Below are 25,689 nucleotides of genomic sequence, written 5' to 3'. Positions count from 1 at the left end.
ACCGTCGGGGCATGCCAAGGAGCATCGCGACCAACGAAACCGTCGACCGCGCCGCGCTGGTCGACTTCCTGTCCACCCGCCACCGCGCCATCCTGATGACCACCAAGGCCGACGGCGGACCCCAGCTCTCCCCGGTGACCTGCGGCGTCGACGGAGAAGGCCGCCTGGTCATCTCCACGTACCCGAAGCGCGCGAAGGTCGTCAACGTGCGACGCGAGCCGAAGGTGTCCGCCTGTGTCCTCTCCGACGAGTGGAACGACCAGTGGGTCCAGCTGAACGGCACGGCCGAGGTACTCGACCTGCCCGACTCGGTCGAGCCGCTGGTCGACTACTTCCGCGCGATCTCCGGTGAGCATCCCGACTGGGACGAGTACCGCGAAGCGATGGTGAAGCAGGGCAAGAGCATCATCCGCGTCACCATCGAATCGTGGGGCCCGATCGCCAAGGGCGGCTTCCCGGCCGAACTGGCCTAACCCTGCGGAAAGTACGGGCAGCCGACGAGACGGCGGATCTCGCCGCTCAGCTGATGCGGCCCGTCGACCGGCCGCGAGAACGCGAGCCGGACGTCGTGGTCGCCCGAGTCGGCCTCCACCCGCAGCCGCAGGCCGTAGCGGTCCAGCCCGAGCGGCCGGATCCAGCCGCCGCGCAGTTCGGCGGGCACGTGCTTGGCGAGCTGCTGGACGACGTCGGCGTGGTCGGTCTCCAGATGCCGCAGCCACGCGGCCTCGTAGTCGTGGAACGGGTCCGGCGGCGCGGCGCTGAACATATGCGGCCGGAGCGAGTGCGTGCCCTCGGCGTCGGCCAGTACCAGTGACGCCGGGGTCAGCCTCAGCAGCGTCAGGCCGTGTCCGACGTCCAGAAGCCGCTCGTCCGGCCGGGTTTCGGCGATGGAGACCGCGCGGGCCCGTGCCGAGACCTCGGAAAGCGGGCGGAGCCAGCCCGTGATCCACAGCAGCCCGCGGATGGGCTCGCGCAGGTCGACCGGCGCCTGATCGGTCAGTTCGACCATCACCGCGAGCTCGCCGCGCTGGGCCTCGTGCGCGCGTTTCACCAGGTGGTGCTCGTCCGGCAGCAGGATGCTGACGCTGCCGCTCGGATGCACGTGGTGCAGCTCGGGGATGACACGGCCGCACTGTCCAGGCAGGTCACGCTGCTCGGCGGTCGGCATCAGCGTCGCCGGCCCGTTGCGGGTGGCGATCGTCTTCGCGCGTTCCGCGGGGTTCGGCGCCGGCGGGCGGCGGATGGACGTCGGTGTGGTCACGGCTCACCTCCTAGTTAGGTGAGCCTAACCTGATCTGGCCGTTCAGTGGAAGTAGCCTGGATCACGTCTCACCGCATCCGTATACGTTGACCTGGTGGAAGACCACAGAATCCGGGTGCTCGAACCACCCGAAGGGATTCCGGCGTTGAACATGCCGGTCCTGAGACCCCTTCTCGATCGCAACACCGCGACCACCGGAACGATGACCATCGCGACCGGACTGGCAGTGGTGCTGGGTGTCGTGCTCGCGATCTCCGGAGGGCACGGGATCGCCGTGCCCACGGCCCTCCTCGTCTTCATGACACCGTCTTCGCTTTACTTGGGCTACTCCTCCCTTGCCGGATCCTCGCCGATGCGCAAACTCACCGACAAGCCGTTCCGCCTGGTGAGCGGGCTGGACGGCGCCCTGGTCGCCGGTTCGCGGGTGAGCGTTCCCCTGGACGGGCGGTGGCTCGTCGTGCGGTTCCCCGTCCCGCTCCGGACGCAACTCGCGGCGCAGCGGCGGCTCTGGGTGCTCGGGCGGTTCGTCGTGTTGCCCGGTGTCGTCGTCCCGCGTCGTGGTGCGTTCCGCGACAACCCGGTGAAGGGCTCCGTCCCCTTCGCCGCGGAGCCGGTGTCGCCGGGCCGGATTCTCGCGGCGCAGCGGAGGCTGCTTTCGGCGTACTACTTCCTCGCCGCCGTGATGCTGCTCGTCGCGAGCGCGTTCGCCTTCTGGACGGCGGTGGACTATCCGCGGTGGGACGGCGTCATGGTGAAGTTCCTGTCGTTTGTCGGCTACGGCTTCGCGGTGGGCGCGGTCGGGCTCGCCGTCGTCGCCGTTGTGCTGCTGAGGAAGCTGCCCGAGCCGCGGTGGACCGAACTCGCCGTCGTGTCCGGGCCGGCGTCGGTCAACTTCTTCGGCATGGTCACCGTGAAGGGCCGGACGGTCCTGCCGGACGGCCGCGAGGTCACGGTCCAGGCGGGCGGCTCGGATCCGTCGCTGGCCGCGAACATCGCCGCGACCGGACGGCTGTGGGTGCTCGGCGTGCCGGCGGCCGGGAAGACGGCGAAGGCGGGCGTGCCGGGACACGCGGTTTTCGGGCCGGTCCGATTCGGCCGGTGACGGTCAGCCGAGAGAGCGCCGCGTCGCCTCCTCGGTCTCCACGACACCCCGCCTGATCCCTTCCAGCTGCTCGCTCAACTCGCCGATCGTGGTGGTGTCGAGCAACGCGTCGCCGGTGGCGGCCGAGAGTTCGGCCGCCCTGGCGACCAGGCCGTCGAGGCCGAGCGCGCCGGATCGCAGCTGTGCCAGCAGTTTCCGCTGCGCGCCCGAAAGCCGCGTGTGCACGTCTTCCTGTGCCTGCACGGCCTCGAGCGACTGGGTCAGATCGCCGCGGATGTCGTCGTCGGCGGTCTTCAAATCCTTGCGCAGCCGGGCTTTCTCGGCCGACACCGCGCCCAAGTCCACGCGCGCCAAGGCCTTCCCGGTGGCGGACGCGCGAGCGGCCAGCCGCCGGAGGGTGTCGACGGTTTCCCGCACCACCGGTTCCATGCCCGCCACCCGGTCGGCGAGCGGGCCGGTGTCGAGTGAGGCGGAGATCGACCGGAAGCCATCGGCCGCGGCCTCCGCACGCCGCAGCCAGCCCGCCTCGGGTGAGCCGGGCTCGACGTCGGGAAGCGGCCGTTCTTCGGCCTCCAGCAAGGGTTTCGGGCGCGTGGCGGCGGCGACCCCGGCGCGGGCGGCGAGCACGGTGACGCCGACACCGAGCGCGGCGAGCGTCGGCAGTTGCACCGCCCAGGCCGCCCCCGCCGACGTCGCCGCGAGGAGCAGTCCCCACGGTTCGGCTAGCTCACGGACGAAGCGCATATCCGAGGATCTCAGAAATTCGAGATCACGGCGGTGAAGACCTGGTCGATCGAGTCCGGTTTGGACGAGTCGTACCCGACGCCTTGAGTGGTCTCGGCGATCTCCTTGAGCACGTTCAGATCCGCGTCCGACCCGTAGGCGATGGTGAACAGCCGCACCGCCTCACCGCCGCCCTCGGTCCGCAACCGGCCGGTGAGATTCTGCAGATCGATGCCGCCGGGATCCTCGTTCCGGCCGTCGGTGAGCACGACGACCGCGTTGATCGCGTCCGGATCCAGCCGCTGCTTCATGAACTCGTAGGCCGCGAGCGACGAGTCGTAGAGCCCCGTCCCGTTCTGCGGGGTCAGCCCGTTCAGCCGCGACGCCAGCTCCTGCCTGCCCGGCTCGCCGCCGATCGGCGACACCGGCCGGAGTTCGGCGTAGTCCTTGTCGCCGTCCAGTTTCGTCGAGAACATCCACAGCCCGACCTTGTCCGCGTCGCTGAACTGCGGCAACGACGCCACGGCCGCCTGTTTCGCGAGATCCATCTTGTTCTTGCCGGTCCCGCCGACGCTGTCGCCCATCGACCCGGAGACGTCGACGACCAGCAGCACGTTCGCCTTCTTCCGCAGGTCCTTCCACGACTTCAGCACCTCGGTCAGCACCGGCGGGCTCGGCGGGCGGATCAGGTTGAGCTTCGAGTCCGGCTCGGCGCCGTTCTCCTTCGTGGTCTGCGAGCCGGGTTTCCCGTCGAACGTGCGGAAACCGATGTCGCTGAACTTCTGCTGCGCTTCGGCGCCCCGCAGATGCGCGAGGAAATCCGCCGCGACCTGCTTGTGGACGTCGTCGGCCCAGTTCAGCACGGTGAACGGGTGGTCGGAGTTGAGCGTGCCGTCGCTCGGGTAGATCCCGGCGAGCGGCACCTTCGGCGGCGCGTGCTGGCCGCGTTTCGCCGGATCGTTCGTGGGATTGCCCTGGTTGTAGCCGACGAGCGAGTTCTCCTCGACCGTCACCGCCGAGATGTACGACATCGCGGCGCCGCGGTCGTCGGCCTTCTGCAGGTTCGTCAGGAACGTCAGCGTGTTGTCGCCGTAGTGGACGATGGCCTGCTCGACGTTCTGCACGAACGTGCGCGCCTCGGGTTTCGCGAGCGCGTTCGCGGTGAGGTCCGAAGACGTGCCCGTCGCCGCGTAGTAGGCGCCGATGGTGGCGTTGAGGCCGGAGGTCGAGATGTTCGGATTCGTCTTCCCCAGCCGGAACTTGCCCCATTCCGGATGGCCGTACTTCGCCCAGCCCTGCGGATCCGTGGCGAGCGCGGCGAGATCCTTCCAGCCGATGCCCTTGCCTGGCCAGCCGAGCGCTTCGGCCATCGGCTTCGGCATCGCGACGACCAGCGGCGCGTTCGCGACCGATTCCGGGTCGCCCTCGGGCACCAGCGCGGGGTGATCGGTGCCGGTGAGGTTCTGGCGCAGCAGATTCACCCAGCCGGACGCGGCGGGCGTCCAGACGTCCGGGCGCGGGCCGTCCACCGCCTCGTTCCAGCCGCGGGACAGCGCCTGCATCGCGGTGCCGGACGATTTCGACTGCACGAGCACGTCGACGCAGCGCCCGGCCACCGTGCGGCCGCTGTAGCCCTTGGCGATCTCGGCGACCACGCCCGCCTTTTCCGGCGACGACGACACCTGCAGCTTGACCGCGTCACCCGTCGTGCACTTCGCTTCCACGGCCTCCTCGCCGGAGTCGCTCGTGATCGCGCGCAGGCCGATGATCAAGCCGACGGCGACCACCGCCGCGGCCACGAACGCCAGGACCTTGCGGCCGCCGCGGGACTGCCCTGGATTCACGACCATGGAGAACCTCCCGGTGAGAAACACCGATTATCCGGAGGTTTCGCCTTGCCCGGCTTGGCGTTGCCGAACCGTTGCGGCCGTGGCGGTACTTATCCCGCCACCCCTGCCGCATTTAGTCCTCTGAATGCGCTGGGCACGCATTAGAGGACTAAATGCGGGGTCGCTAGGCGCCGGGGCCGCGGCCGGACCAGGTCCAGGCGTAGCCGTGGTCCTCCGACGCGTCGGCCGCCTCGCCGAGATCCAGCGGCGCGAAGGTGTCCACCATGACCGCGGTCTCGTCGAAGAACTGCGCCCCGATCGACGCCTCCGCCGCCCCGGGCTGCGGCCCGTGCGTGAAACCGGACGGGTGCAGCGAGAGCGAACCGACCTCGATCCCGGAGCCTTTGCGCGCCTCGTAGTTCCCCCGGACGTAGAACATCAGCTCGTCCGAGTCGACGTTCGCGTGGTTGTACGGCACCGGGATCGACTCGGGGTGGTAGTCGACCTTGCGCGGGCAGAACGAGCAGACCACGAAGTTCGGGCCCTCGAACGTCTGGTGCACGGGCGGCGGCTGGTGCACGCGGCCGGTGATGGGCTCGAAATCGTCGATGTTGAACACCCACGGGTACAGGCAGCCGTCCCAGCCGACGACGTCGAACGGGTGGGTCGCGTAGGTGTAGCGCGTCAGCCCGGCGCGGTGCCGCACGAGGACCTCGACGTCGGTGCCGTCGACGACCAGCGGCTCCGACGGGCCGCGGATGTCGCGTTCGCAGTACGGCGAGTGCTCCAGGAACTGGCCCTTCGCCGACAGGTACCGCTTCGGCGGGCCGATGTGGCCGCGCGCCTCGATGGTCAGCAGCTTGACCCCGTCGTCGTCGTGCGGGAGCACGCGATAGGTGCACGACGTCGGGATGACGAGGTAGTCGCCGTCGCCGACCTCCAGCGAGCCGTAGATCGTCTCGACGGTCGCGCCGCCGCCCTGGACGTAGAACAGCTCGTCGCCTGCCGCGTTGCGGTACAGCGGCGAAGGCTTGGTCGCGTGGACGAAGCCGATGGTGACGTCGGAGTTGCCGAACAGCTGCCGCCGGTCGGTGACCGCGTCGGCGTCGCCGAACTTGAGGTCCTGGGTCTTGAACGCGCGGGGCTTGAGCGGGTGGTTCGGGGTGATCGGGCCGCGCTCGTCCTCGATCGCGACGGCGTCGACGATCGCGGTGGGCAGGCCGCGGTGATAGAGCAGCGCCGAGTCCGCCGAGAAGCCCTCGACACCCATCAATTCCTCGGCGTACAGGCCACCGTCGGGCTTGCGGAACGCCGTGTGGCGCTTGTGCGGGATCTCGCCTACCTGCCGGTAGTAAGGCATCGGAATCTCCCCGGAACGTGTCCGTTGTGCGAACGATTTTGTCCTGATGTCGTACGCTACTAGCGTGTCAGTCGTGTCAAGCGCTGTGGAACTCACGCCACCCGGCCCCCGAGGAATCCCTCCCCTGTTCGCGCGGCTCGTCGACGACTCGGCGTTGTTCCCGCCCGGTGAGGCGTCCATGCCCGAAGCGCTGCGTGCGCACTTCGCGTCGAGGGCCGGTGAGCACTCCGGCGTCCTCGGTGTGTTCCTGTGCCAGGCGTCGAGGCTGCCCGAGCTCATCACCGAACTCATCAAGATCAAACCCAAGGAACCGCTGCCGCTGTCGCTGATCATCGACACCGGCCTCGGCGGCGTCCCGAAGGCGATCTCGATCGTCGAATCGCGCAGCGAGATCCTCAGCCTGCGCATGGTGGAGATGCCGGCGCCGTCGGACGTCGACGAGGTCTGGCTGGAGCGGGTGTCCGAGTTCGTGCCCGAGGACGTCATCCGCGTGGTCGAGCCGCGGCGCGGCGTCGGCTGGCTGGACGGCGTGCGGAAGGTGATCGAGCACGGCAGCTGGCCGAAGATCCGCTGCGGCGGCAAGGCAGGCGAGAACTTCCCCAGCGTCGACGAGGTCGCCGACTTCCTCGCCGTGGTCAGCGGCTCGACGGGGGCGTCGTTCAAGGCGACGAACAGCCTGCACCGCGCCGTCCGGCACACCGAGGAGTCGAGCGGTTTCACCCATCACGGGTTCCTGAACCTGATCGTGGCGTCCGCGCGCTGCCTCTCCGGCGGCGACGTGCGCGCGGCCCTCGAAACGACCGACGGCGCCGCGCTGGCCGCCGAGGCCAAGGGCATGTCGGACGAGGCGGCGAAGGCCGTTCGCGGGCTCTTCGCGTCTTACGCGGCGGCCTCGTTCGACGAGCCGGTCGCCGACCTCGGGGAACTCGGGTTGTTGTGACCCGCGAAGGGTCACTCACCCTCGACCGGGGCCTCGCCTTGTTGCAGGCCGTGGCGGACGCCGGTGGCGAGGCGGCGACGATCTCCGAACTCGCCGTCGCCATCGGCGCGAGCCGGGCTGCCGTCTACCGGCTGCTCGTCCCGCTGTCCGAACGCGGACTGGTGTGGCGCGACGGCAACAAAGTGCGGCTGGGCGTCGGCCTGCTCCGGCTCGCCGGGCAGGTCCTCCCGCAGCTGCGCGAGGCGGCGCGGCCGGTCCTGCGCGAGCTGGCGGAGAAGGTCGGCGCGACGGCGCACCTGTCGGTCGCGCAAGGGGATCAGGCGCAGGCCGTCGCGGTCGTCGAACCGTCGTGGACGAGCTTCCACGTCGCCTACCGCGTCGGCACCCGTCATCCGCTGTCCGCCGGCGCGGCGGGCAAGGCGATGACGCTGCGTCCCGGCGGCGGCGAAGGCTGGGTCACCTCGTCGGGTGAGCTGGAGGCGGGCGCCTCCGGGGTCGCGGCGCCCGTGCGCGGGGTGCCGGGCTTGAAGGCCAGCGTGGGTGTCGTGTCCCTCGAACCGCTGGACGCCTCCGTGGTGGGGCCCGCGGTCGTGGCGGCCGCCGTCCGGCTGGCCGAGGTGCTGAAGCAGCCCGAATAGCTCTCAGCGGTGGCTGAGCAGCGGGCGCACCATGGTCGCCAACAGCGTGAGGTCGACCGCGAACAGCAGCCGCTCGAACAGGCCGAGCGTGACCTCCTGGTGCGACGGGCCGGTGAGCATCGTCCAGACGAAGCCGCCGAGCACGATCACCACCGCGGCGAAGCTGGCCACCGAAAGCCGCCGGATCGTCGTGCGGCGCGGCTCCCACGGGCACCGCGCGCGGCCCGGCCGCGTCAGCAACCAGGCGGCGGCGGGAAGCGCGAGGAAAGCCGCCAGCGCGGCGTAGTTGTGGATCTGGCCTGCCAGCGACCGGGCCTGGCCCTCGGGGTCGACGGGGACGAGCGCGAGGACGAACAGCCCGGCGCACCACACGCCGAGCAGGACGAGCACGGATTCGTAGCCCTGGCGGTGCGCCTTGGCGATCCCGCCGAGCAGCGCGAGCGAACCGAAGCCCAGCGCCAGGCACATCGCGCCGAACAGCGGCGCCGCCGTCGAACCGGGCGAAAGGTAGCCGTAGACGTACTCGGACAGCGTCTGCCAGATCGGGCTGACCTGGCTGGACAGCCTCAGGTGCAGATCGATCGAAATGGCGACGGCCACGGCCATGCCGAAGATCGCGAGCCTGCCGTGCACGGGGGAGACGGCGCGGGCCGCGAGGGTCTTCGACGAGGTCACAACCGGTTTCTCCAGGCAAGTCGGGGCGGGTGTTCACCTTTTCGTTCCCGAAAGGTTACCCGGCGAACCTGTGAAAACCCCGTGCGCCTCAGAAGGCGAGCTGGGCCAATGCGAACAGCGAGAAACCGGCGAAGACGAAGCCCGCCACACGCTGGATGAGCTTGGGACGGATCCGGCTGCGCACCTTCGCGCCGATGAAGACGGCGAGACCGGCGACGGCGACCAGTGCGACGAAGGAGCCGAGGCCGACCGCGAACGGGTTGCCGAAGCGGGCCGTGAGGCTGGCCGTCGCGAGCTGGGACGCGTCGCCCCACTCGGCGGCGAACAGCACGCCGAACGACGTCAGCGCGGAGCGGAGGAAGGTCGCGGGGCCGGGACCGGAACGCGAGGCGTCCTCTCCGCCGTCTTTGGCGGGACTGAACCCTTCGCGGAGAAGCATGTACGCGCCGATACCGAACATGCCGGCGACGATCGCGGTCACCAGCGCTTCCGGCAGCAAACCGAGCACACTGCCGAAGGTGGCGGCGATCGCGGATTGCACGGCGAATGCGGCGGTGACCCCGACGAATACCGGCCACGCGCGAAAACGGGTGGTGAGAACCAAAGTCGCGACCAGGGTCTTGTCCGGCAGTTCCACCGCCAAGACCAGGCCGAACGCGCTGATCAGCGCCAGCATCGAGCTAGACATGATGGTTCTTCACCCCTTTCACTGCAACGATAAAGGGGCGATTCAGAGAAAGGCAAGCTGATGGTTTTTCCGAATCGGACGGCATGTGCGGGCGAATTGTATTCCTCGGCCGGGCGGAAATGAGTCTTCGGCAAACCGAATTCTTTTTTCAGGCTTCACTGGTAGCGTCGCCGGCCATGGACGAGAGAGCGCGGATCGAAGACGTGTGCAGGCGCCTGAAGGAGCACTACGTGTTCCCCGACGTCGCCGAGAAGCTGACCGTGTACTTACGGGCGAGGCTGAGTGACGGCGCGTACGCGGGGCTCGACGATCAGGCGTTCGCCGTCGCGGTCACGCAGGATCTGCAGTCGGTCAACGGGGACAAGCATCTGCGGTTGCGTCATCACGTCGAACCGCTGCCCGACGCGGAAGGGGAGTCGTTCGATCCCGAGGAGTTCCGGCGCGAGGCGGAGCTGAACTGCCACGGCATCACGTCGGCGCGGCGGCTGGCCGGGAACGTCGGCTACCTGGAGACCAAGCTCTTCTACGCGCCGGATAGTGCCGGTGAGGCCCTCTCCGCGGCGATGACGCTGCTCGCGACCACCGACGCGCTGCTCATCGACGTCCGGGAGAACCGGGGCGGCGACCCGTCCACGGTCGCGCTGCTGATCAGCTACCTGGTCGGCGACGAGCCCGTCCACTTCAACAGCATCTATCTGCGCGACGGCGACGTGACCAACCAGTTCTGGACGCTGCCGTACGTACCGGGCCGCAAGTTCGGCCCGGACAAGCCGGTGTGGGTGCTGACCGGGCCGACGACGTTCTCCGGCGCCGAGGACCTGAGCTACTCGCTGCAGCAACTCGGGCGGGCGAAAACGGTCGGCGCCGTCACCGGCGGTGGGGCGAACCCGCGGAAGCAATACAAAGTGGACACCCATCTGGATGTCACAGTCCCGGGTGGACGGGCCGTGAACCCGGTCACGGGGTCCAACTGGGAAGGCGTCGGCGTCCAGCCCGACATCGCCGTCGACGTCGAGGCCGCTTTCGACACGGCGTACGCGTTGGCGCTGGCCCACGTGCTGACGCTGGGGGACACGGGCGCGCGGCGGCAGGTCGCCGATGAGGCGCGGCTGGCGCTCGCCGCCCTCGGCTGAGCCGGGCGCGGGACCTACGTCCTAGCGAGATCGGGACCACTTGAACTGGCGGGCTCAACGGGCGTTGAGCAGGCTTGAGGCGTGGAGGTTCTCGATCTCGCTAGGTGGCAGTTCGGCATAACCACCGTCTATCACTTCCTGATGGTCCCGCTGACCATCGGGCTTTCCGTCCTGGTCGCCGGGATGCAGACGGCGTGGGTCCGCACGGGTGACCGGCGGTACCTGAAGATGACCAAGTTCTGGGGGAAACTCCTGCTGGTCAACTTCGCGATGGGCGTGGTCACCGGCATCGTGCAGGAGTTCCAGTTCGGGATGAACTGGAGCGCGTACTCGCGGTTCGTCGGCGACGTGTTCGGCGCGCCGCTGGCGATGGAAGGGCTCGTCGCGTTCTTCGTCGAGTCGACCTTCCTGGGGCTGTGGATCTTCGGCTGGGACAAGCTGCCGAAGAAGGTCCACCTGGCGTGCGCGTGGGCGTATTCGCTGGCGACCGTGGCGTCCGCGTACTTCATCCTGGCGGCGAACTCGTGGATGCAGCATCCGGTCGGGGTCGAGTTCGTCGACGGCAAGCCGACGATGAACTCGATCTGGGCGGTGCTGACGAACAACACCGCGCTGGCCGCGATCCCGCACACGCTCGCGGGTGCCTTCTCGGTGGCGGCGGCGTTCCTGGTCGGGGTGGCCGGCTGGCAGTTGTGGCGCAAGCGTTCGGAGGACGACGAGCACCGCGCGGTGTGGCGTTCGTCGTTGCGTCTCGGCGGCTGGACCGGCGTGGTGGCGTTCGCGGTGCTCGCGATCACCGGCGACGTGCAGGGCAAGCTGATGTTCGAGCAGCAGCCGATGAAGATGGCTTCGGCGGAAGCGTTGTGCCATACGGAGAAACCGGCGAGCTTCTCGATCATCGCGATCGGCGACGTCCGGAACGCGAACTGCGAGGACGTCAAGACGTTCAACGTGCCCGCTCTGCTCTCGTTCTTGGCGCACAACGACTTCTCGACCGAGGTCAAGGGCGTGGAGAACCTGGTCACCGAGTATCAGGCGAAATACGGCACGAACTACCCGGACGACCCGCAGCTCGGTTCGCTCGCGGGCAAGCCGATCGACTACGTGCCCAGCCTGCCGGTGACCTACTGGGGCTTCCGCGCGATGATCGGCTTCGGCGCGATCTCGGCCGGGATCGGGCTGCTCGCGCTGTGGCTGACCCGGCGCGGGCGGATCCCCGGGCAACGCTGGTTCCCGTGGCTCGTGCTCGGCGGGATCGCGACCCCGTTCATCGGCAACAGCGCCGGCTGGATCTTCACCGAGATGGGCCGTCAGCCGTTCGTGGTGGTGCCGAACCCGACCGGTGTCGACGGGGTGTGGATGTTCACGGCGCAGGCCGTCTCGAAGTTGTCCACAGGCGAGGTGTGGACGTCGCTGATCGCTCTGACGACCGTCTACGCGGTGCTCGGCGTCGTCGAGGTGTTCCTGATGCGCAAGTACGTCCGCGGCGGCGTCGACGCGGTCATGCCACCCGAGAAACCGGCCTCGACCAGCAAGAACAGCGACTCGAAAGGCGGTGACGGCGATGACGACGCGCTGGCCTTCGCCTACTGATCGCCTCTTGACCTCACGTACCCAGCCCCCCGCCCTTCCCGGGGGACGGCCCCGCACCCAGCGTATCGGGAGTATCGCTCAGGCGGGTTACCCACAGCCGATCTGTGGACAACTTGGGCGGTTGTGGATAACTCAGGGCGACCGGGGTTTGAAGGGTGGGACGGCGGGCGTCGCGAAAGCCACTTTCGCGACGCTGGATGTCCCGAAAGTGGCTTTCGTGACATGGCGGACGGCGTCGTCAGGGCGCGCGGACGGGCTGCGGGCTGAAGGGGCCCTTCACCGCATCGCACGCCCCGAAGGCTCCCTTCACCGCGTCGCATGCGGTGAAAGCGTCCTTCAGCCCCAGCCCGAGCCCAGGTCCAGGAAAGGGAGCATCCGATGACCCTCGAAACGATCTGGTTCTGCGTCATCGCCCTGTTCTGGCTCGGTTACCTCTTCCTCGAAGGCTTCGACTTCGGCGTCGGCATGCTCATGCCGGTCCTCGCGAAGGACAACACCGAACGCCGCGTCATGGTCAACACGATCGGCCCGGTCTGGGACGGCAACGAGGTCTGGCTGATCGTCGCCGGCGGCGCGATGTTCGCCGCGTTCCCCGGCTGGTACGCGTCGCTGTTCTCGGCCGCGTACCTCCCGCTCCTGGTGGTCCTGCTCGCCCTCATCGGCCGCGGCGTCGCGTTCGAGTACCGCGGCAAGGTCGACACCGATCGCTGGCGCCGCAACTGGGACCGCGTCATCGGCATCGGCTCGTGGGTCCCGCCGTTCGGCGTCGGCCTGCTCCTCGCGACCACCGTTCTCGGCCTCCCGCTCGACGCCGACGGCAACCGGGTCGGTGGCCCGTTCGCCGCCCTCAGCGTCGAAACGCTGCTCGGTGCGATCGCGGTCGTCGGGTTCTCGCTGGTCCACGGCGCCGCGTTCCTCGCGCTCAAGACCGAAGGCGACCTCCGCCACCGCGCGCGGAAGCTGGCCACGCGCCTGCTGCCGGTCTCGCTGCTGCCGTTGCTCGCGTTCCTCATCGTCGTGCAGCTGCGCTCGGGTGACCTGTGGACGCTGCTCCTCATCGGGGTCGCCGTCATCGCCGCCGTGCTCGCGTGGTTCAAGATCCGCCTGGGCCGCGAAGGGCAGGCGTTCGCCGCGCTCGGCGGGGTCATCGCCGCTTCCGCCGTCGCGATCTTCGTCGCGCTGTACCCCAACGTCCTGCCGTCCACTTTGGACGCGGCGAACACGTTGACGATCGCGGGCGAGGCGTCGAGCCCGTACACCCTGACCGTGATGACCTGGGTCGCGCTCTTCGGCGCTCCCGCCGTCCTGATCTACCAAGGCTGGACGTACTGGGTGTTCCGCAAGCGCATCGGCACCCGGCACATCCCACCGGTGCACGCACCATGACCGAACTTCCCGGCCGCGACACCCTTTCCGCCACGGAGTCCACAATGGACCCAGCGCGACCGGGGAAGGGTCCGCTCGGCGCGCTCGCTCCGCTTTCGGGCGCGGCGCGCCGGGCGTTGATCCTCAGCGGGATCCTCTCGTTCGCCAACGCGCTTCTGCTGGTGGGACAGGCGTTCCTGCTGGCCGACGTCCTCTCCGCGGTCGTCCGCGGAACACCGGGGGACCGCACCGTCCAGCTGGCCGCGCTGCTCGCGCTCGTCGTAGGGCGCGCGTTGACCGGCTGGGCGGTGCGGATCGTTTCCGTTCGCGCGGCCGCCCGCGCGAAGGAGGAATTGCGCGCCAAAGCCCTCGACCATGCCTTGAAACTCGGCCCGGAATGGATCGCGCGCCGCGGCCACGGCGAGCTGACGTCGTTGACCACCAAGGGACTCGACGCGCTCGACGCCTACTTCACCCAATACCTTCCGGCGCTGGTGACCGCCGCGATCGTGCCGCTCGCCGCCGGCGTCGCGATCCTGTTCGCCGACTGGCCGTCGGCCCTGCTCGTCGTGATCACCGTGCCGCTGGTGCCGCTGTTCGCCATCCTGATCGGCAAGCACACCGCCGAACGGGTCGCCGAAGCCGCTGACGCGGAACAACGGCTGTCCGGGCATCTGCTGGAACTCGTGCGGGCGCTGCCGATCCTCAGCGCGTTCCGCCGCGCCGGGGCACAGGCCGAGACGGTCCGGAAGATCTCCGAACGCCATCGCCGCACCACGCTCAAGACGTTGAAGGTCGCGTTCGCGTCGGCGTTCGCGCTCGAACTGATCGCGACGCTCTCGGTCGCGCTGGTCGCGGTCGTCATCGGGGTCCGGCTCGTCTCGGGCGAGCTGTCGCTGGCCATCGGGCTCGGCGTGCTGATCCTCGTGCCTGAGTGCTACCAGCCGTTGCGCGCGGTCGGCGCCGCGTTCCACGCCAGCGAAGACGGCGTCGAGGCCGTGCGACGGGTCGCGGATGTGCTCGCGGAACCGTTGCCGCCCAACGGTTCCGCGACACCGGCCAAGGGCGAGGTCCACGTCGGCGGGCTGCGGGTCGCCAGGCGCGGCGGATTCGCGCCCGACGGCGAGACGTTCAGCGTCCGGCCCGGCGAGATCACCTGGCTGCGCGCGCCCAGCGGCGGCGGCAAGTCGACGACGCTCGCCGCGCTGCTCGGCTTCGTGCAGGCGCACGACGGGACGATCACCATCGACGGCACCGACCTCGCCGACGCCGATCTGGCGCGGTGGCGGGAAAACGTCGCCTGGGTGCCGCAATCGCCGGTGTTCGGCGGGGGCACGGTCCGCGATGAGGTCGGCGCCGAAGACATCCTCGGCGAACTCGGGCTCACGGGGCTGGCGGAACGGCCGGTTTCGAAGCTGTCGCAGGGCCAACGCCAGCGTGTCGCGGTGGCGCGGGCCCTGGTGCGGGTCCGGTCGGGCGCGTGGCTGCTCCTGCTCGACGAACCCACCGCGCACCTCGACGAGGTCAACGCCGCGCGCGTCATGACCGCCGTCCGCGCAGCTGTCGCCAACGGCGCCGCCGCGATCATCGCCGCCCACGAACGCGGCTCCGGTATCGACATGTCGACATCGATGACGGTCGGGGCTGGAACCACGGAGGAAACGCGGGAGGTCAGGCCGCTGCCTTGGCGCGACCTGCTGCACCCCCGGTTCTTCGGTGGCGCGTTGCTCGGCGCCGCCGCCCTGCTCGCCGGGGTCGCGCTGACCGCGCTTTCGGGCTGGCTGATCGCCAAGGCGTCGCAACAACCGCCGATCCTGACCCTGACGGTGATGATCGTCGGCGTGCGGACGTTCGGTCTCGGCCGCGCGGGGCTGCGGTACGTCGAACGGCTGGTCACGCACGACGCCGCGTTCCGGATCGCGGGAAGCCTGCGCGTCCGGCTGTGGGAGTCGCTGGTGCGGCTCGGGCCGGCACGAGCGCTTCGGGCGGGCGAGGAGCAGCGGCGGCTCGTCGGCGACACCGACACCGTGCGCGACCTGCTCCCACGCGTGGTCACGCCGCTGGTCGTGGTCGCGTTGGTGGCCGTCGGCGCGGTCGCGGTCCAGGCCGCGGTGCTGCCCGAAGCCGGGCTCGCGCTGGCCGCGGCCGTGCTCGTCAGCGCGTTCGCGCCGCTGCTCGCGCTTCGGGCGGAACGCCGCGCGACCAGTGCACTGGCCGCCGGGCGGCGTTCGGTGTCGGCCCAGGTGCTGAGCCTGTTCGAAGCCGCCGCCGAGCTGATCGCCTACGGGGTCGACAAAGAGCAACGTCGCCGAATCGCCACGGCCGACGCCGCGCTGACCGCTGAAGCCCGGCGACAGGCCTTCGGTGCCGGAGCGGCCGATGCCCTGATCATCCTGGCGACGGGGGCCGCCACCGTCGTGAGCACCGGGTTGGCCGTGAGCGCCGTCGCCGTCGGCGCGCTGAACCCGGTGCTCGCGCCCGTGGTCGCCCTGGTGCCGCTCGCGCTGGCGGAGGTCCTCTCCCTTCTTCCGCCCGCCGCGCAGCACTGGGACACCCTGCGCCAGGCCCGCCTGCGCCTCGCCGCGTGCGATGAAGACGTCCTTCACGGCGAAATTCTTCACAGCACCGGCGGGGTGCGGATCCGGAACGCCGACCTCGGCTGGCCCGGCACCGAGCAGCCGGTCCTCACCGGGGTCGACCTCGACATCGCGCCCGGTACGCACGTCGCCGTCGTCGGCCCGAGCGGCGCCGGAAAGTCGACGCTCATCGCGGCCCTGCTCGGTTTCCTCGAGCCGCGCACGGGAGACGTCGCCGCTCCCGAAAACGTCGCCTGGGCACCTCAGGAACCGATGCTCGTCTCGACCACGGTCGCCGAGAACCTGCGTCTCGCGCGGCCGGCGGCGTCCGAGGCCGATCTTCGGAATGCCTTGTACCAGGCCGTTCTCGAGGACGTCGAGCTCACGACGATGCTGGACAGCGCCGGTGCCGGCCTTTCGGGCGGGCAGGCGCAGCGTCTCGCGCTGGCGCGGGCCGTGCTCGGCGCCGAGCAGGCCGATCTCGTCCTGCTCGACGAGCCCACCGCCCACCTCGACGAGCCGACCGCGCGCACCGTCCGCGAACGGCTCGGCGAGGCGCTCGCCGGGAAGACCGTCGTCCACGTCACGCACCACGCCGCCGAAGCCGACGGCGCGGACGTGATCCTGGAGGTCCGAGAGGGCCGCGTCACAAGGCGAGTACTGGCCGGAGCGGACTAATGTCGATAGCGCTCATGGATCCCACGCTTGCCGCGCGCGCACTGTCCGCCGCCACCGAGATCACCGGCACCGCCCTGTCCGGTGACGACCCGGGTGACGTGCTGGAGACCGTGGTCGCCCGCGCCGTCGAACTGGCCGAGGCCGACCTCGGTCTCGTCATGGTGCGCGCGGACGACGGCCAGGTGGTCGCCGAGGCCGCGCACGGAGCCACCACCCAAGGCCTGCGAGGGCTGGCTTTTTCCGCCGATTCCGCGGCGGGCCAGGTCGCGCGCGGCGGGGAGCCGGTGGTCAGCGAGGACTTCACCGTCGATCCCCGCACGGCGCCGTTCGTGCCGCCGGAACTGCAGGGCTTCGGGCCTTTCGCCGCTTCGGCGTTCGGCGCGGGCGGACGGGTTCTCGGCGCGCTCACCGTGTACCGCCGCCACGGCGGGGAGCCGTTCTCCGCCAGCACGGTCGAGGTGCTCACCGCGTTCGCCGCGCAGGCGGGTGTGGTGCTCGCGCTGGCCGAGGGTGCCAACGCCCGGCACCGCGTGACCCTCTACCAAGAGCGTGAACGCATCGCGCGCGAACTGCACGACGTCATCGTTCAGCGCCTCTACGGCGCCGGGATGCAGCTCGACCGCGTCCGCAAGAACATGCGGAAACGCTTCGCGCAGGCCGACGGCGCGCGGCTGTCCGAGGCGATCGACCAGCTCGACCAGACCATCGAAGAGATCCGCGGCACCGTGCGCGCCCTGCGCAGCCCGGAACCCGCGAACGAGACCGTCACCGCCACCGACCTCGCCGAGTCCGCGCGGGGCGAGGTGCGCATCGCGGGCGAGCTGCTCGGCTACCCGCCGACCCTCGAACTGTCCGGAGAACTCGCCGACATCCCCGCCGAACAGGCGGATCACATCCGGGCCGCCCTGCGCGAGGCACTGTCCAATGTGGTCAGACACTCCGGGGCGAGCGAAACCCGCGTGACGCTCAGCCGTGATGCGGAAGGCGTCAAACTCCGCGTGCGGGACAACGGATCCGGCGTCCCGCAGGGGGTCGCCAAACGCGGCCTCCGGCATCTCGCCGAACGGGCGACGACGTCCGGCGGGCGCTTTTCGATCAATTCTTCCCCGAGCCTGGGGACTTTGGTCGCTTTCGACGTTCCGCTCGATCAAACCGTGTGAAATTAACGATCCTGGTCGCTCATTAGAGTGACGGTCCGCGTTTTCCGATTAATCCGTAACAGCTGCGGCCAGGGCGCGATTCTAAGGGCATCGAACGCGCTCCGAGCGCGGATTCCCAGCGAAAGGACTCCTCATGTCCTCGGTTCGTCGCGCCCTCGGCACGGCCGCCATCCTTGCCGGATTCTCCTTGTTCGGCCCCGCTTCCGTCGCGTTCGCGCTGGCGGAAGCACCCGCGATCGCCGATCTGGACTGCGGTGACTTCAAGTATCAGGAAGACGCGCAGGCGGTGCTCGACAAAGATCGATCCGATCCGCATCGCCTCGACGAAGACCACGACGGAATCGCTTGTGAAACGCTGCCCAAGCGGGGAACTTCGCCGACCAAGACGAGCACGCCGACCGTTCCTTCGATCACCACGGAAACGCGCGCGCCGCGGTTCATCGACAAGGACTGCGCAGATTTCCCGTCGCAAGCCGCCGCACAGGCCGAGCTCAAGAAGAACCCGCGGGACCCGTACAAACTCGACGGTGACCACGACGGGTACGCCTGCGAATCCCGGTTCGGCGAACCCGCGAAATCCGGCCAGGTGAAGGTCAAACCCGTCGGCGGGGTGGCGACCGGCGGTGGGGAACCCGCCGAAAGCAACGGTGGGTTCCTGGAGATCGTCGCGGTCGCGCTGACCGGCACCGCCCTGTTGACCATGTCGGCCGCGGGTGCGTCCCTGGTCCTCCGGCGGCGTGCCGAGCGATGATCCGGCCCGCCTGGCGCCGGTGGCCGTTTCCGCTGGTCATCGGCACGCTCATCGGGGTGGTGCTCGCGGCCGCGCTGACCGCGTGCGCCGTCCCTCCGCCGGGCGAGGGCGCGTCGCCTCCGACGGTGACGGCGGTGGCGCCTTCGCCCACGGTGACCTCGCCGGCCATGAGACCGGCGAGGCTCGAGATCCCGGCGATCGGGGTCCGCACCGGCGGGGTCGTCGGCCTCGGCCTGGCCGGTGACGGCACCCTGCAGGTACCGCACGACGCGATCACCGCCGGCTGGTTCACCGGCGGTCCGGCCCCCGGCGAGATCGGGCCCGCCGTCCTCGCCGGGCACGTCGACTACAAGAAGGTCCCCGGCGTTTTCGTCCGGCTCAAGGACCTCAAGGCCGGCGACGAAGCCCTCGTCCACCGCGAGGACGGGAGCACGGCGGTGTTCACCGTGTACGCCGTCGAGCGGCATCCGAAGGCGTCCTTCCCCACGGACAAGGTCTACGGCGACACGGCCGGGCCCGAACTGCGCCTGATCACCTGCGGCGGGGATTTCGACTCCTCGACCGGCAACTACCTGGACAACGTCGTGGCCTTCGCGAAGCTGACTCGCGGCTAGATTCTCCGGATGCGCACCGTTCACGTCGTCACGCATCCGGAGGCCACCCACCACGTCGATCGCCTGGTCGGCGGATGGTACGACGCCGATCTCACTCCGGACGGTGAGCGCGCGGCCATCGCCGTCGCCGAGTCGCTGCGCGCGGAGGTGCCTGACGAGGTGGAGCTCTATTCGTCGGACCTGCGCCGCACCGCGCGGACCGCGGAACTGATCGGCGAACGGCTCGGCGTGACCCCGGTCCTGGACCGGCGGCTGCGCGAGAAGTCGTACGGGGAAGCCGGTGGCAAACCACAGGCGTGGCTGGACAGCCGGTTCGTCCCGCCTCCGGCCGTCGGCGAGCGGCTGGGACACGACGAAGGAATCCCCGGCGCTGAAACGAAAGGCGCGATGGCGGCGCGGGTCTACTCGGCCATGGAGTCGATCCTGGAAAGCCCGTGCGAGCACCAGATCGTCGTCACGCACGGTGGCGCGCTCACCTTCGTGATCGCCGCGTGGATCCGGATGCCGCTCGAGTCGGCCGGGTACGTCGACTTCCGCGGTTCACCCGGCAGCGTCACCGTGCTTCGTGAGGACGACTACTTCCACAACCGGCAGGTCGTGACCCTCGCCGGGAAGTGACAGGATCTCCCCGGACAGTCGACGACCATGTGGGGAGATGACATGCCGAGGTTCCTGCGAGCCGTGGCCCTTGCCGCCGCCGTGGCGGTCGTACCTGTGGCTTTGCCCGGTGCGGCGACCGCAACGACCGTGTCGACACAGTCTCGCTGCCCACAGCTACAACTGGCCGACCATTGGTACGGCGACAACGCGGCGAAGATCCAGCAGGTCATCTGCGGTACGAAGCACGGTGAGCGGCCGGTCGCGGTGTTCGACTGGGACAACACGGTCATCAAGAACGACATCTCCGACCAGACCGTCTTCTGGATGATCCGGCACGACAAGGTCCTGCAGCCGCGGGACAAGGACTGGCGCACCACGAGCCGCTTCATGACCGACGCCGGCGCGAACGCGCTGAGCAAGGCGTGCGGCACCGCCACCCCGGCCGGAAAACCGCTGCCGACCAGTAAGAACGTCACCTGCGCCGACGAGCTCCTCTCGGTGCGGAAGAGCGCGAAGACGACCACCGGCGAAGAGGTCTTCGCGGGGAACAACCGGCGGTACATGGAGGCGGCCTACGCCTGGGTCGCGCAGATCAACGCCGGATACCGCCCGGACGAGGTCCGTGCGATCGCCCGGCAGGCCAGGGCCGCGGCGCTGCTGGCGCCGATCGGGGCGACCCAGAAGGTCGGTTCGAGCACCCAGGTCGCGTGGATCCGGTACTACCCGGAGATCAAGGACCTGATCGCGACGCTGAACAAGGCGGGCTTCTCGACGTGGGTCGTTTCCGCCTCGCCCAAGGAGTTCGCGGACGTCTGGGGTTCCGCCGTCGGCATCCCGCCGAGCCGCACGCTCGGGATCTACTCGCAGACCACGAACGGCCGGATCAACGGACACCTCGAAGGCTGCGGCGGGCACGCCGACGGCGCCGACGAGATCATGACCTACATCGACGGCAAACGCTGCTACATCAACGAACGCATCCTCGGGATCCGCGGCCCGAAGGCGATGGAACCGGCACCGGCGGACCGGCGGCAGGCGCTCGCCGGCGGCGACGCGACCACCGACGTCACGATGCTGCGCGACGCCACCGGAGTCCGCGTCACGCTCAACCGCAACAAGGACGAGCTGATGTGTCGCGCCTACGACAACGCGGACGGGAAGTGGGCGGTGAACCCGATGTTCATCGAGCCCTTCCCCGCGTTGAACCGCACCTACCCGTGCTCGACGACGGCGTACGAAAACGCCGACGGCACACACGGTCCGGTGATGCGCGACGACGGCACGGTCATCCCTGATCAGCGCGACACCGTGCATCCCTGAGGCGGTTCACGATGCGTGACGCTCGGTCGCCCCGCTGCTACCGTGGCGTTCTTGGCTGAGTAAGGGGGAGGCCGTGGTTGACCTGTTGCAGGTCGTCGTGGACGAAGCCGCGAAGGCGGCCGCGACCTCGGCGGTGGGCGCCGTGTCCACGGCCGGGCGGAACGTGGTGTCACTGCTCAGGGAACGGCTCGGTACGGGCGACTCCGGAAAGGACGCGCTGAGTTCCCGTGCCCTCGCCGCCGCCCGCGCGGACAAGGAATGGGCGGATCGCCTGATCGAAGCGGTATCTGAACTTCATGCCGAAAACGCCTCGACGGCCACGGCGGGCATCGATAACTTCCGCAACCACTTGGCCATCCTCGCCGACCCGCCGCGGACGGGGCTGAAACTGATCGTCGGCCCCGGCGGTTCGGGCAAGACCGAACTCGCCCGCCAGATCGCCGACAGAGTCCAGGCGGACTTCCCGTCGGGCCGGGTGGAGGTGTCGCTCGCCCGGTATCGCGACGGCGACGAATTCGACGCCGCGGCCGTGAAACGGTATGTGCTCGAGGAATTCGGGATCCCCCGCGGCGAGATCCCGGTCGACGACGAACAATTGGACCGGCAGTTCCTGTCGGTGCTGGTCACGAGGTCGTTCGTGCTGATCCTGGATGACGTCGAGCTGGCCGCCGAGCTGGCCTTGTTCACCCGGTTCCGTACCAGCCTCGTGCTGGCGACGGCTTCGCTGTACGGCCGCGAACTGAAGGCGTGCGATCCCCATGCCATCGAGCTCCGAGGGCTCGACCAAGAGGGTGCTCGGCAGTTGCTCACCGACTTCTGCGGCAAGGTCCGCCCGTCGGACGAACCGGTCGAGGCCGATCAGCTGATCGGCCTCTGCGACCGGATGCCGCTCGCGCTCCGCGAGGTCGGCGTCACCCTCGCCGGTCGAGCCGGGGAAACCAGGCCGGTGGCGACGCTGCTCGACGAGTACCGCGCGACGGGGGTCGTCGACGCCGAAAGTGTCATCCAGGATTCCTTGCGGCGGACGTTCGCTCAGCTCTCGGACGCCGCTGTCGAGGCCTGCGCCCTGCTGGCCGAGCATCCCGGCGGGTTCTTCACCCGGGCCACCGCGGCGGCGATGACCGGCGACCCGAAGGTCCTCGACGAACTGATCGCCGCGCAGCTGACCCAACAGTTCGGTGACTGGTATTCGCTCACGATCCTGGTGGGGCAGTACGCGCGCGGACTGACGGCGGATCGGAACGCGGGCTTCGATCGCCTGCTCGCCCATGTCCGGGACACCGCGGTCGCGGCGGATTTCCGCGAGAACCCGAAGCGTCTGCGCACCTACGTCGTTCCCTCGAAACGGACTTGGGACCTGCCGGTCGATCACATCGATTGGCTGGAGTGGCACCGCACGCTGATCGGCGAACTGGTGAAGCTCGCCTGGTTGCGCCATCGCCACAAGGAAGCCTTGCAGCTGGCCGGAGCCTTTGAAGCGCTCGTGAACAAACGGGGCTACTGGCGCGAATTCGTCGAGATCAGCGACTGGGCGGTGAAAGCCGTCGAAGCGGACGATGACGCGAAGCCCGGTCAGCTCCCGCGGGCGCTGATGATGCGAGGCAAGGCCCGCTACCTGACTCACTGGTTCCCCGCCGCGCTCGAGGATCTCGACAGGGCGGCCGAAATCCTCAGCGGCCCGGCGGTCGGTATCGCGGAGCGCCGATGGCACACGCTGCGGGCGTCGCTGGCGGAGTTCCGGGGACGGTTCCACGAAGAGCGCGCGGATCTGCTCGTTCATCGCCAGGCTGGGAAAGCGGAGATCCAGCGGGAACTCGGGGAGGCCGCTCGCCAACTCCGGCTCGCGTGCGCGCTCAGCACCGAGCTCGAAGACCGGCCGGCTCTCGCGATCCATCCCCGGATGCTCGCCAACGTCCTGATCAAGCTCGGCGAACCGACCGAGGCGATCGCCGTACTCGGCACCATGACCGCCGAAGGGCGCAATCAGGCCCGGGTTGAAATGGTCTACGTCAACGCTTATCTGGCGCTCGGCGAACTTTCCGAGGCGCGAGCGCGGTTCGGGTCCGCCTGGAATCAGCTGACGTCCCAACGGGCCACGCAGTACGCCTGGGAACTCAGGGAACTGCAGGCGCGGCTGATGACCGCCGAGCGCGATCCCGGCGCGATCGAGGTATGGGGACGGCTCGCTTACGACGCAACCCGGATCGGTCACCCGCGAGCCGACCGGTACTTCACCGCACTCGAAGCGTCACCGCCCGATCGCCGACGTTGAGCGGTTCGTTCGGCGGCAACCGGTCCAGATATGCCAGCGACGCGCCGATCAGCGGGTCGATCGTGCGGTCGGTCAGTGTCAGTTCTCGCCGGACGCCGTCACGGGTGCGGACCAGGCACGTGCTTCGGCCGACGGTCGCCGCGGCCACGGCGGCGTCCGGCCACTGGCGGAGAATCTCCTCGGACCACCGGGGAAAGTGGTCGGCGTCCTGATCGTCCAGCCTGCGGTAAACGATCTTCGCGTTGGACAGCTGCCGCAGCGTCGCCTTAGTTTCGTGCGCCACCAGGTGTTTGTCCGCGAGGTCGTGCCGACGACCGGTACTCGGGAACCGCTTGATCCTCGTCGCCGGCCCGGCCTCCTCCGTGCCGACGACGAAGGTGGAGACCTCACGCGGTTCGACGTCGGGAACTTCGTGGGGCGGAAACGAGGCTTCGGTCGCGGGCTCGGGAAGCTTCATCAGCCGGTACAGCCGCGGTCGCAGCAGCTCGGCGGACATGTCCGCGGCGCCGACGGCCTGCTTCACCACGGCCGCGTGGTCGCCGGGGCTGTGCCGCCGGATCGCGAGATCGATCTGCGGTCCCAGTGCCTTGCCCGGATCGAGCCGCGCGGTCCGTTCGGCGAGCGCCGCGATGGGCGAACCGGGAATCACGGTTTCGCCGCCGTCACCGACCAGGAGCAGGGGCCGATCGACCGCGGCGGCGTACAGCGCCAGCGAACCGAAGTCTGAGATGACACACGAAGCGGCGGTGAGCGCGGCCTGCCAGCCGGCTTCGGGCGGAAGCACCTGGAGTCCTGCTTGGCGCGCGTCGGAGAGCCACGCGTCGACCTGCCAAGGGCTGTGGGCCGAGGTGATTCCCGGATGGAGCACGGCGCAGCAGCGATAGCCGTCGTACTCGAGCTCGGAGACCAGCCGCAGTGGAAGATCGGGCACGCTCCCCAGCAGGGAATCGGGTCCCCAAGTGGAGGCGATGACCACCAGGGTATGGCCCTCGGCCCCGAAGGCGGCGCGGTAGGCGAGGGCGCGATGGACGCCCGCGCGCAGGCGGTCATGGCACGGGTCGCCGACCATCACCGCGCGTGCCGCCGCTCCGGGGCCCGCTTCCCGCAGGTGGGCGCGCTGCTCGGGGTGGGAGAGCGCGACCATGGCGGGGACGACTCGGCCATCGCGGACGAGCCGGTCCGGATTCATCCCGGCCACCGTCCGGCTCCGCGGGTAGTACTTCTGGTAGCCGATTCCATGGGGCACCAGGACGATCGGCGCGTCGAAGAGATGGAGATCGTCGTTCTCGCTCGCCGCGATCACCAGGTCGAAGCGGCTTTGGAGGGCTTGCCGCCAAGGAACGACAGAGGCGCGAAGCGTGCCGAGGAATTCAGGAACACCGGCACCGAAGATCGCGGTGCTGTCCGCGTCGTAGGTGAAGACCAGCTGGAGCCGGCGATCGCTCTCGATCAGCGACAGGATGTCCAGCAACCTCGTCAGTGTCGTGACCGTGCGGACGACCACCAGGACCTTGCGTTCGACACCGATGGTGAGCCACTGGTCGAACTCGGGATCGACCGGGACCTTCGCCCAAAACGACGGGGGGGGGGTACCTTTTTCGCGCACTACCTGTCCCGGCGGGCGATCCACGCCGCGGCCTGCGTGCGCCGCTGCATGCCCAGCTTCGCGAGGACGGACGTCACGTAGTTCTTCACCGTCTTCTCGGCGAGGAACAGGCGTTCCGCGATCTCGCGGTTGGACATGCCCTGCCCGATCAGGTCCAGCACCTCGCGCTCACGTTCGGTGAGGGAGCCGAGTTCGTCCTCGGGCGGATGCCGCAGCTTGTCGAGCACCCGTGCGGTCGACAGCGGGTCGAGCAGCGATCGGCCCGCCGCGACCTCGCGGACCGCGTTGACGACGTCCTGGCCGCGGACCTGTTTCAGCAGGTACCCGGCCGCGCCCGCCATGATCGCGCCGACCATGGCCTCCTCGTCGTCGAACGCGGTCAGCATCAGACACTGCGGCGGGTTCGGCTTCGAGCGCAGCTCGCGGCAGAGCGCGATTCCGTCGCCGTCGCCGAGCCGCACGTCGACCACGGCGACGTCCGGCTCGACGTGCATAGCTACGGCCAGGGCCTCGTCGACCCCGCTCGCCTCGGCGACGACCTCGATGTCGGGCTCGTCGGTGAGGAGGTCACGCAGACCGCGCCTCACCACCTCGTGGTCGTCGATGAGCAGCACCTGGATCGGCATACCTCCACGTTACTGGTGACATTGCCATCGGAACCCGCTGGATCTGGACACGCCATGTGGTCGCCCGGGTCCATCTGAGTGATCTTCGTTCGAGAGTGTGACGTCTCCGCGCGGGCGAACGACCCTTAGGCCAAGGAGGGGAGTGATCGTCTTTCGGAGCGGCATCCCCGGCGCCGCGT

General features: G+C 69.4%; 22 protein-coding genes. 14 read left to right on the top strand and 8 right to left on the bottom strand.

The genetic code is table 11. The features are described 5' to 3' along the window. Window positions 1-11: 11 nt before the first annotated feature. Window positions 12-473 (top strand): PPOX class F420-dependent oxidoreductase, encoded by a 462-nt coding sequence (locus tag ACIRGA_RS24085; RefSeq protein ID WP_400845865.1) that lies wholly within the window; start codon window positions 12-14, stop codon window positions 471-473. On the opposite strand, the gene ACIRGA_RS24080 is transcribed toward ACIRGA_RS24085, so the two are convergent. Beyond that, window positions 470-1,261, bottom strand: coding sequence for a DUF2470 domain-containing protein (locus ACIRGA_RS24080; RefSeq protein ID WP_400944662.1), 792 nt, complete (start codon window positions 1,259-1,261; stop codon window positions 470-472). The genes ACIRGA_RS24085 and ACIRGA_RS24080 overlap by 4 nt on opposite strands. 94 nt (window positions 1,262-1,355) lie before the next feature. Here ACIRGA_RS24080 and ACIRGA_RS24075 point away from each other — a divergent pair, with 94 nt between their 5' ends. Next, complete coding sequence (locus tag ACIRGA_RS24075; protein WP_400944660.1) at window positions 1,356-2,363, top strand: hypothetical protein; 1,008 nt, start codon at window positions 1,356-1,358, stop codon at window positions 2,361-2,363. A gap of 3 nt (window positions 2,364-2,366) precedes the next feature. On the opposite strand, the gene ACIRGA_RS24070 is transcribed toward ACIRGA_RS24075, so the two are convergent. The 3 genes from ACIRGA_RS24070 to ACIRGA_RS24060 form a co-directional block, all read right to left on the bottom strand. Beyond that, a complete protein-coding gene (locus tag ACIRGA_RS24070) occupies window positions 2,367-3,107 on the bottom strand; it encodes a hypothetical protein (protein ID WP_400944658.1) in 741 nt (246 codons plus the stop codon). Window positions 3,108-3,118: 11 nt separating this feature from the next. Further along, on the bottom strand, window positions 3,119-4,936 hold the full coding sequence (locus ACIRGA_RS24065) for a substrate-binding and VWA domain-containing protein (RefSeq protein ID WP_400944656.1): 1,818 nt from the start codon (window positions 4,934-4,936) through the stop codon (window positions 3,119-3,121). A gap of 163 nt (window positions 4,937-5,099) precedes the next feature. Beyond that, a complete protein-coding gene (locus ACIRGA_RS24060) occupies window positions 5,100-6,275 on the bottom strand; it encodes a homogentisate 1,2-dioxygenase (protein ID WP_400944654.1) in 1,176 nt (391 codons plus the stop codon). An 85-nt stretch (window positions 6,276-6,360) separates the two neighbouring features. Here ACIRGA_RS24060 and ACIRGA_RS24055 point away from each other — a divergent pair, with 85 nt between their 5' ends. Together ACIRGA_RS24055 and ACIRGA_RS24050 are read left to right on the top strand one after the other, a co-directional pair. After that, on the top strand, window positions 6,361-7,215 hold the full coding sequence (locus tag ACIRGA_RS24055; protein WP_305016648.1) for a hypothetical protein: 855 nt from the start codon (window positions 6,361-6,363) through the stop codon (window positions 7,213-7,215). Beyond that, window positions 7,212-7,853, top strand: a complete 642-nt coding sequence (locus ACIRGA_RS24050; protein ID WP_016330607.1) for an IclR family transcriptional regulator — start codon at window positions 7,212-7,214, stop codon at window positions 7,851-7,853. Before ACIRGA_RS24055 ends, ACIRGA_RS24050 begins: the two co-directional genes overlap by 4 nt. A gap of 3 nt (window positions 7,854-7,856) precedes the next feature. Here the strand turns inward: ACIRGA_RS24050 and ACIRGA_RS24045 are convergent, their stop codons facing one another. Beyond that, window positions 7,857-8,528, bottom strand: coding sequence for a DUF998 domain-containing protein (locus ACIRGA_RS24045; RefSeq protein ID WP_400944652.1), 672 nt, complete (start codon window positions 8,526-8,528; stop codon window positions 7,857-7,859). An 88-nt stretch (window positions 8,529-8,616) separates the two neighbouring features. Further along, window positions 8,617-9,204 carry a TMEM165/GDT1 family protein gene (locus ACIRGA_RS24040; RefSeq protein WP_400944752.1) on the bottom strand — a complete coding sequence of 196 codons (588 nt, stop codon included), beginning with the start codon at window positions 9,202-9,204 and terminating at the stop codon, window positions 8,617-8,619. Window positions 9,205-9,392: 188 nt separating this feature from the next. Between ACIRGA_RS24040 and ACIRGA_RS24035 the strand changes: the two genes are divergently transcribed. The 10 genes from ACIRGA_RS24035 (at window position 9,393) to ACIRGA_RS23990 (ending at window position 23,278) form a co-directional block, all read left to right on the top strand. After that, window positions 9,393-10,349, top strand: coding sequence for a S41 family peptidase (locus tag ACIRGA_RS24035; protein ID WP_400944650.1), 957 nt, complete (start codon window positions 9,393-9,395; stop codon window positions 10,347-10,349). Window positions 10,350-10,430: 81 nt separating this feature from the next. Then, complete coding sequence (locus ACIRGA_RS24030; RefSeq protein WP_400944648.1) at window positions 10,431-11,942, top strand: cytochrome ubiquinol oxidase subunit I; 1,512 nt, start codon at window positions 10,431-10,433, stop codon at window positions 11,940-11,942. Window positions 11,943-12,320: 378 nt separating this feature from the next. Next, window positions 12,321-13,328, top strand: a complete 1,008-nt coding sequence (cydB, locus tag ACIRGA_RS24025; protein WP_400944646.1) for a cytochrome d ubiquinol oxidase subunit II — start codon at window positions 12,321-12,323, stop codon at window positions 13,326-13,328. Beyond that, window positions 13,325-16,561, top strand: a complete 3,237-nt coding sequence (gene cydD / locus ACIRGA_RS24020) for a thiol reductant ABC exporter subunit CydD (RefSeq protein WP_400944644.1) — start codon at window positions 13,325-13,327, stop codon at window positions 16,559-16,561. Before cydB ends, cydD begins: the two co-directional genes overlap by 4 nt. Window positions 16,562-16,575: 14 nt before the next feature. Beyond that, window positions 16,576-17,721: a GAF domain-containing sensor histidine kinase gene (locus tag ACIRGA_RS24015; protein WP_038507361.1), complete on the top strand. Its 1,146-nt coding sequence runs from the start codon at window positions 16,576-16,578 to the stop codon at window positions 17,719-17,721. Window positions 17,722-17,854: 133 nt separating this feature from the next. Continuing rightward, entirely contained in the window at window positions 17,855-18,472 is a 618-nt protein-coding gene (locus tag ACIRGA_RS24010; protein ID WP_400944641.1) for an excalibur calcium-binding domain-containing protein, read from the top strand. Continuing rightward, window positions 18,469-19,086, top strand: a complete 618-nt coding sequence (locus ACIRGA_RS24005) for a class F sortase (protein WP_400944639.1) — start codon at window positions 18,469-18,471, stop codon at window positions 19,084-19,086. The genes ACIRGA_RS24010 and ACIRGA_RS24005 overlap by 4 nt, the downstream gene beginning before the upstream one ends. Before the next feature lie 9 nt (window positions 19,087-19,095). After that, window positions 19,096-19,704 carry a histidine phosphatase family protein gene (locus ACIRGA_RS24000; protein ID WP_400944637.1) on the top strand — a complete coding sequence of 203 codons (609 nt, stop codon included), beginning with the start codon at window positions 19,096-19,098 and terminating at the stop codon, window positions 19,702-19,704. Between the two features lie 42 nt (window positions 19,705-19,746). Then, complete coding sequence (locus tag ACIRGA_RS23995) at window positions 19,747-21,006, top strand: haloacid dehalogenase-like hydrolase (protein WP_400944635.1); 1,260 nt, start codon at window positions 19,747-19,749, stop codon at window positions 21,004-21,006. A gap of 73 nt (window positions 21,007-21,079) precedes the next feature. After that, complete coding sequence (locus ACIRGA_RS23990) at window positions 21,080-23,278, top strand: NB-ARC domain-containing protein (protein ID WP_400944633.1); 2,199 nt, start codon at window positions 21,080-21,082, stop codon at window positions 23,276-23,278. Here the strand turns inward: ACIRGA_RS23990 and ACIRGA_RS23985 are convergent. Both ACIRGA_RS23985 and ACIRGA_RS23980 read right to left on the bottom strand, forming a co-directional pair. Then, on the bottom strand, window positions 23,238-24,884 hold the full coding sequence (locus ACIRGA_RS23985; RefSeq protein ID WP_400944631.1) for a hypothetical protein: 1,647 nt from the start codon (window positions 24,882-24,884) through the stop codon (window positions 23,238-23,240). The genes ACIRGA_RS23990 and ACIRGA_RS23985 overlap by 41 nt on opposite strands. Next, the gene (locus ACIRGA_RS23980) at window positions 24,884-25,510 is read right to left on the bottom strand and encodes a response regulator transcription factor (protein ID WP_016330621.1); all 627 of its coding nucleotides are present in this window, start codon (window positions 25,508-25,510) and stop codon (window positions 24,884-24,886) included. Before ACIRGA_RS23980 ends, ACIRGA_RS23985 begins: the two co-directional genes overlap by 1 nt. Window positions 25,511-25,689: the final 179 nt, after the last annotated feature.

The organism is Amycolatopsis sp. NPDC102389, assembly GCF_044765885.1.
Taxonomy (GTDB): Bacteria; Actinomycetota; Actinomycetes; order Mycobacteriales; family Pseudonocardiaceae; genus Amycolatopsis.
The sequence above is the reverse complement of the archived record's forward strand: the minus strand, read 5'-3'. Positions and strand labels throughout refer to the sequence as shown.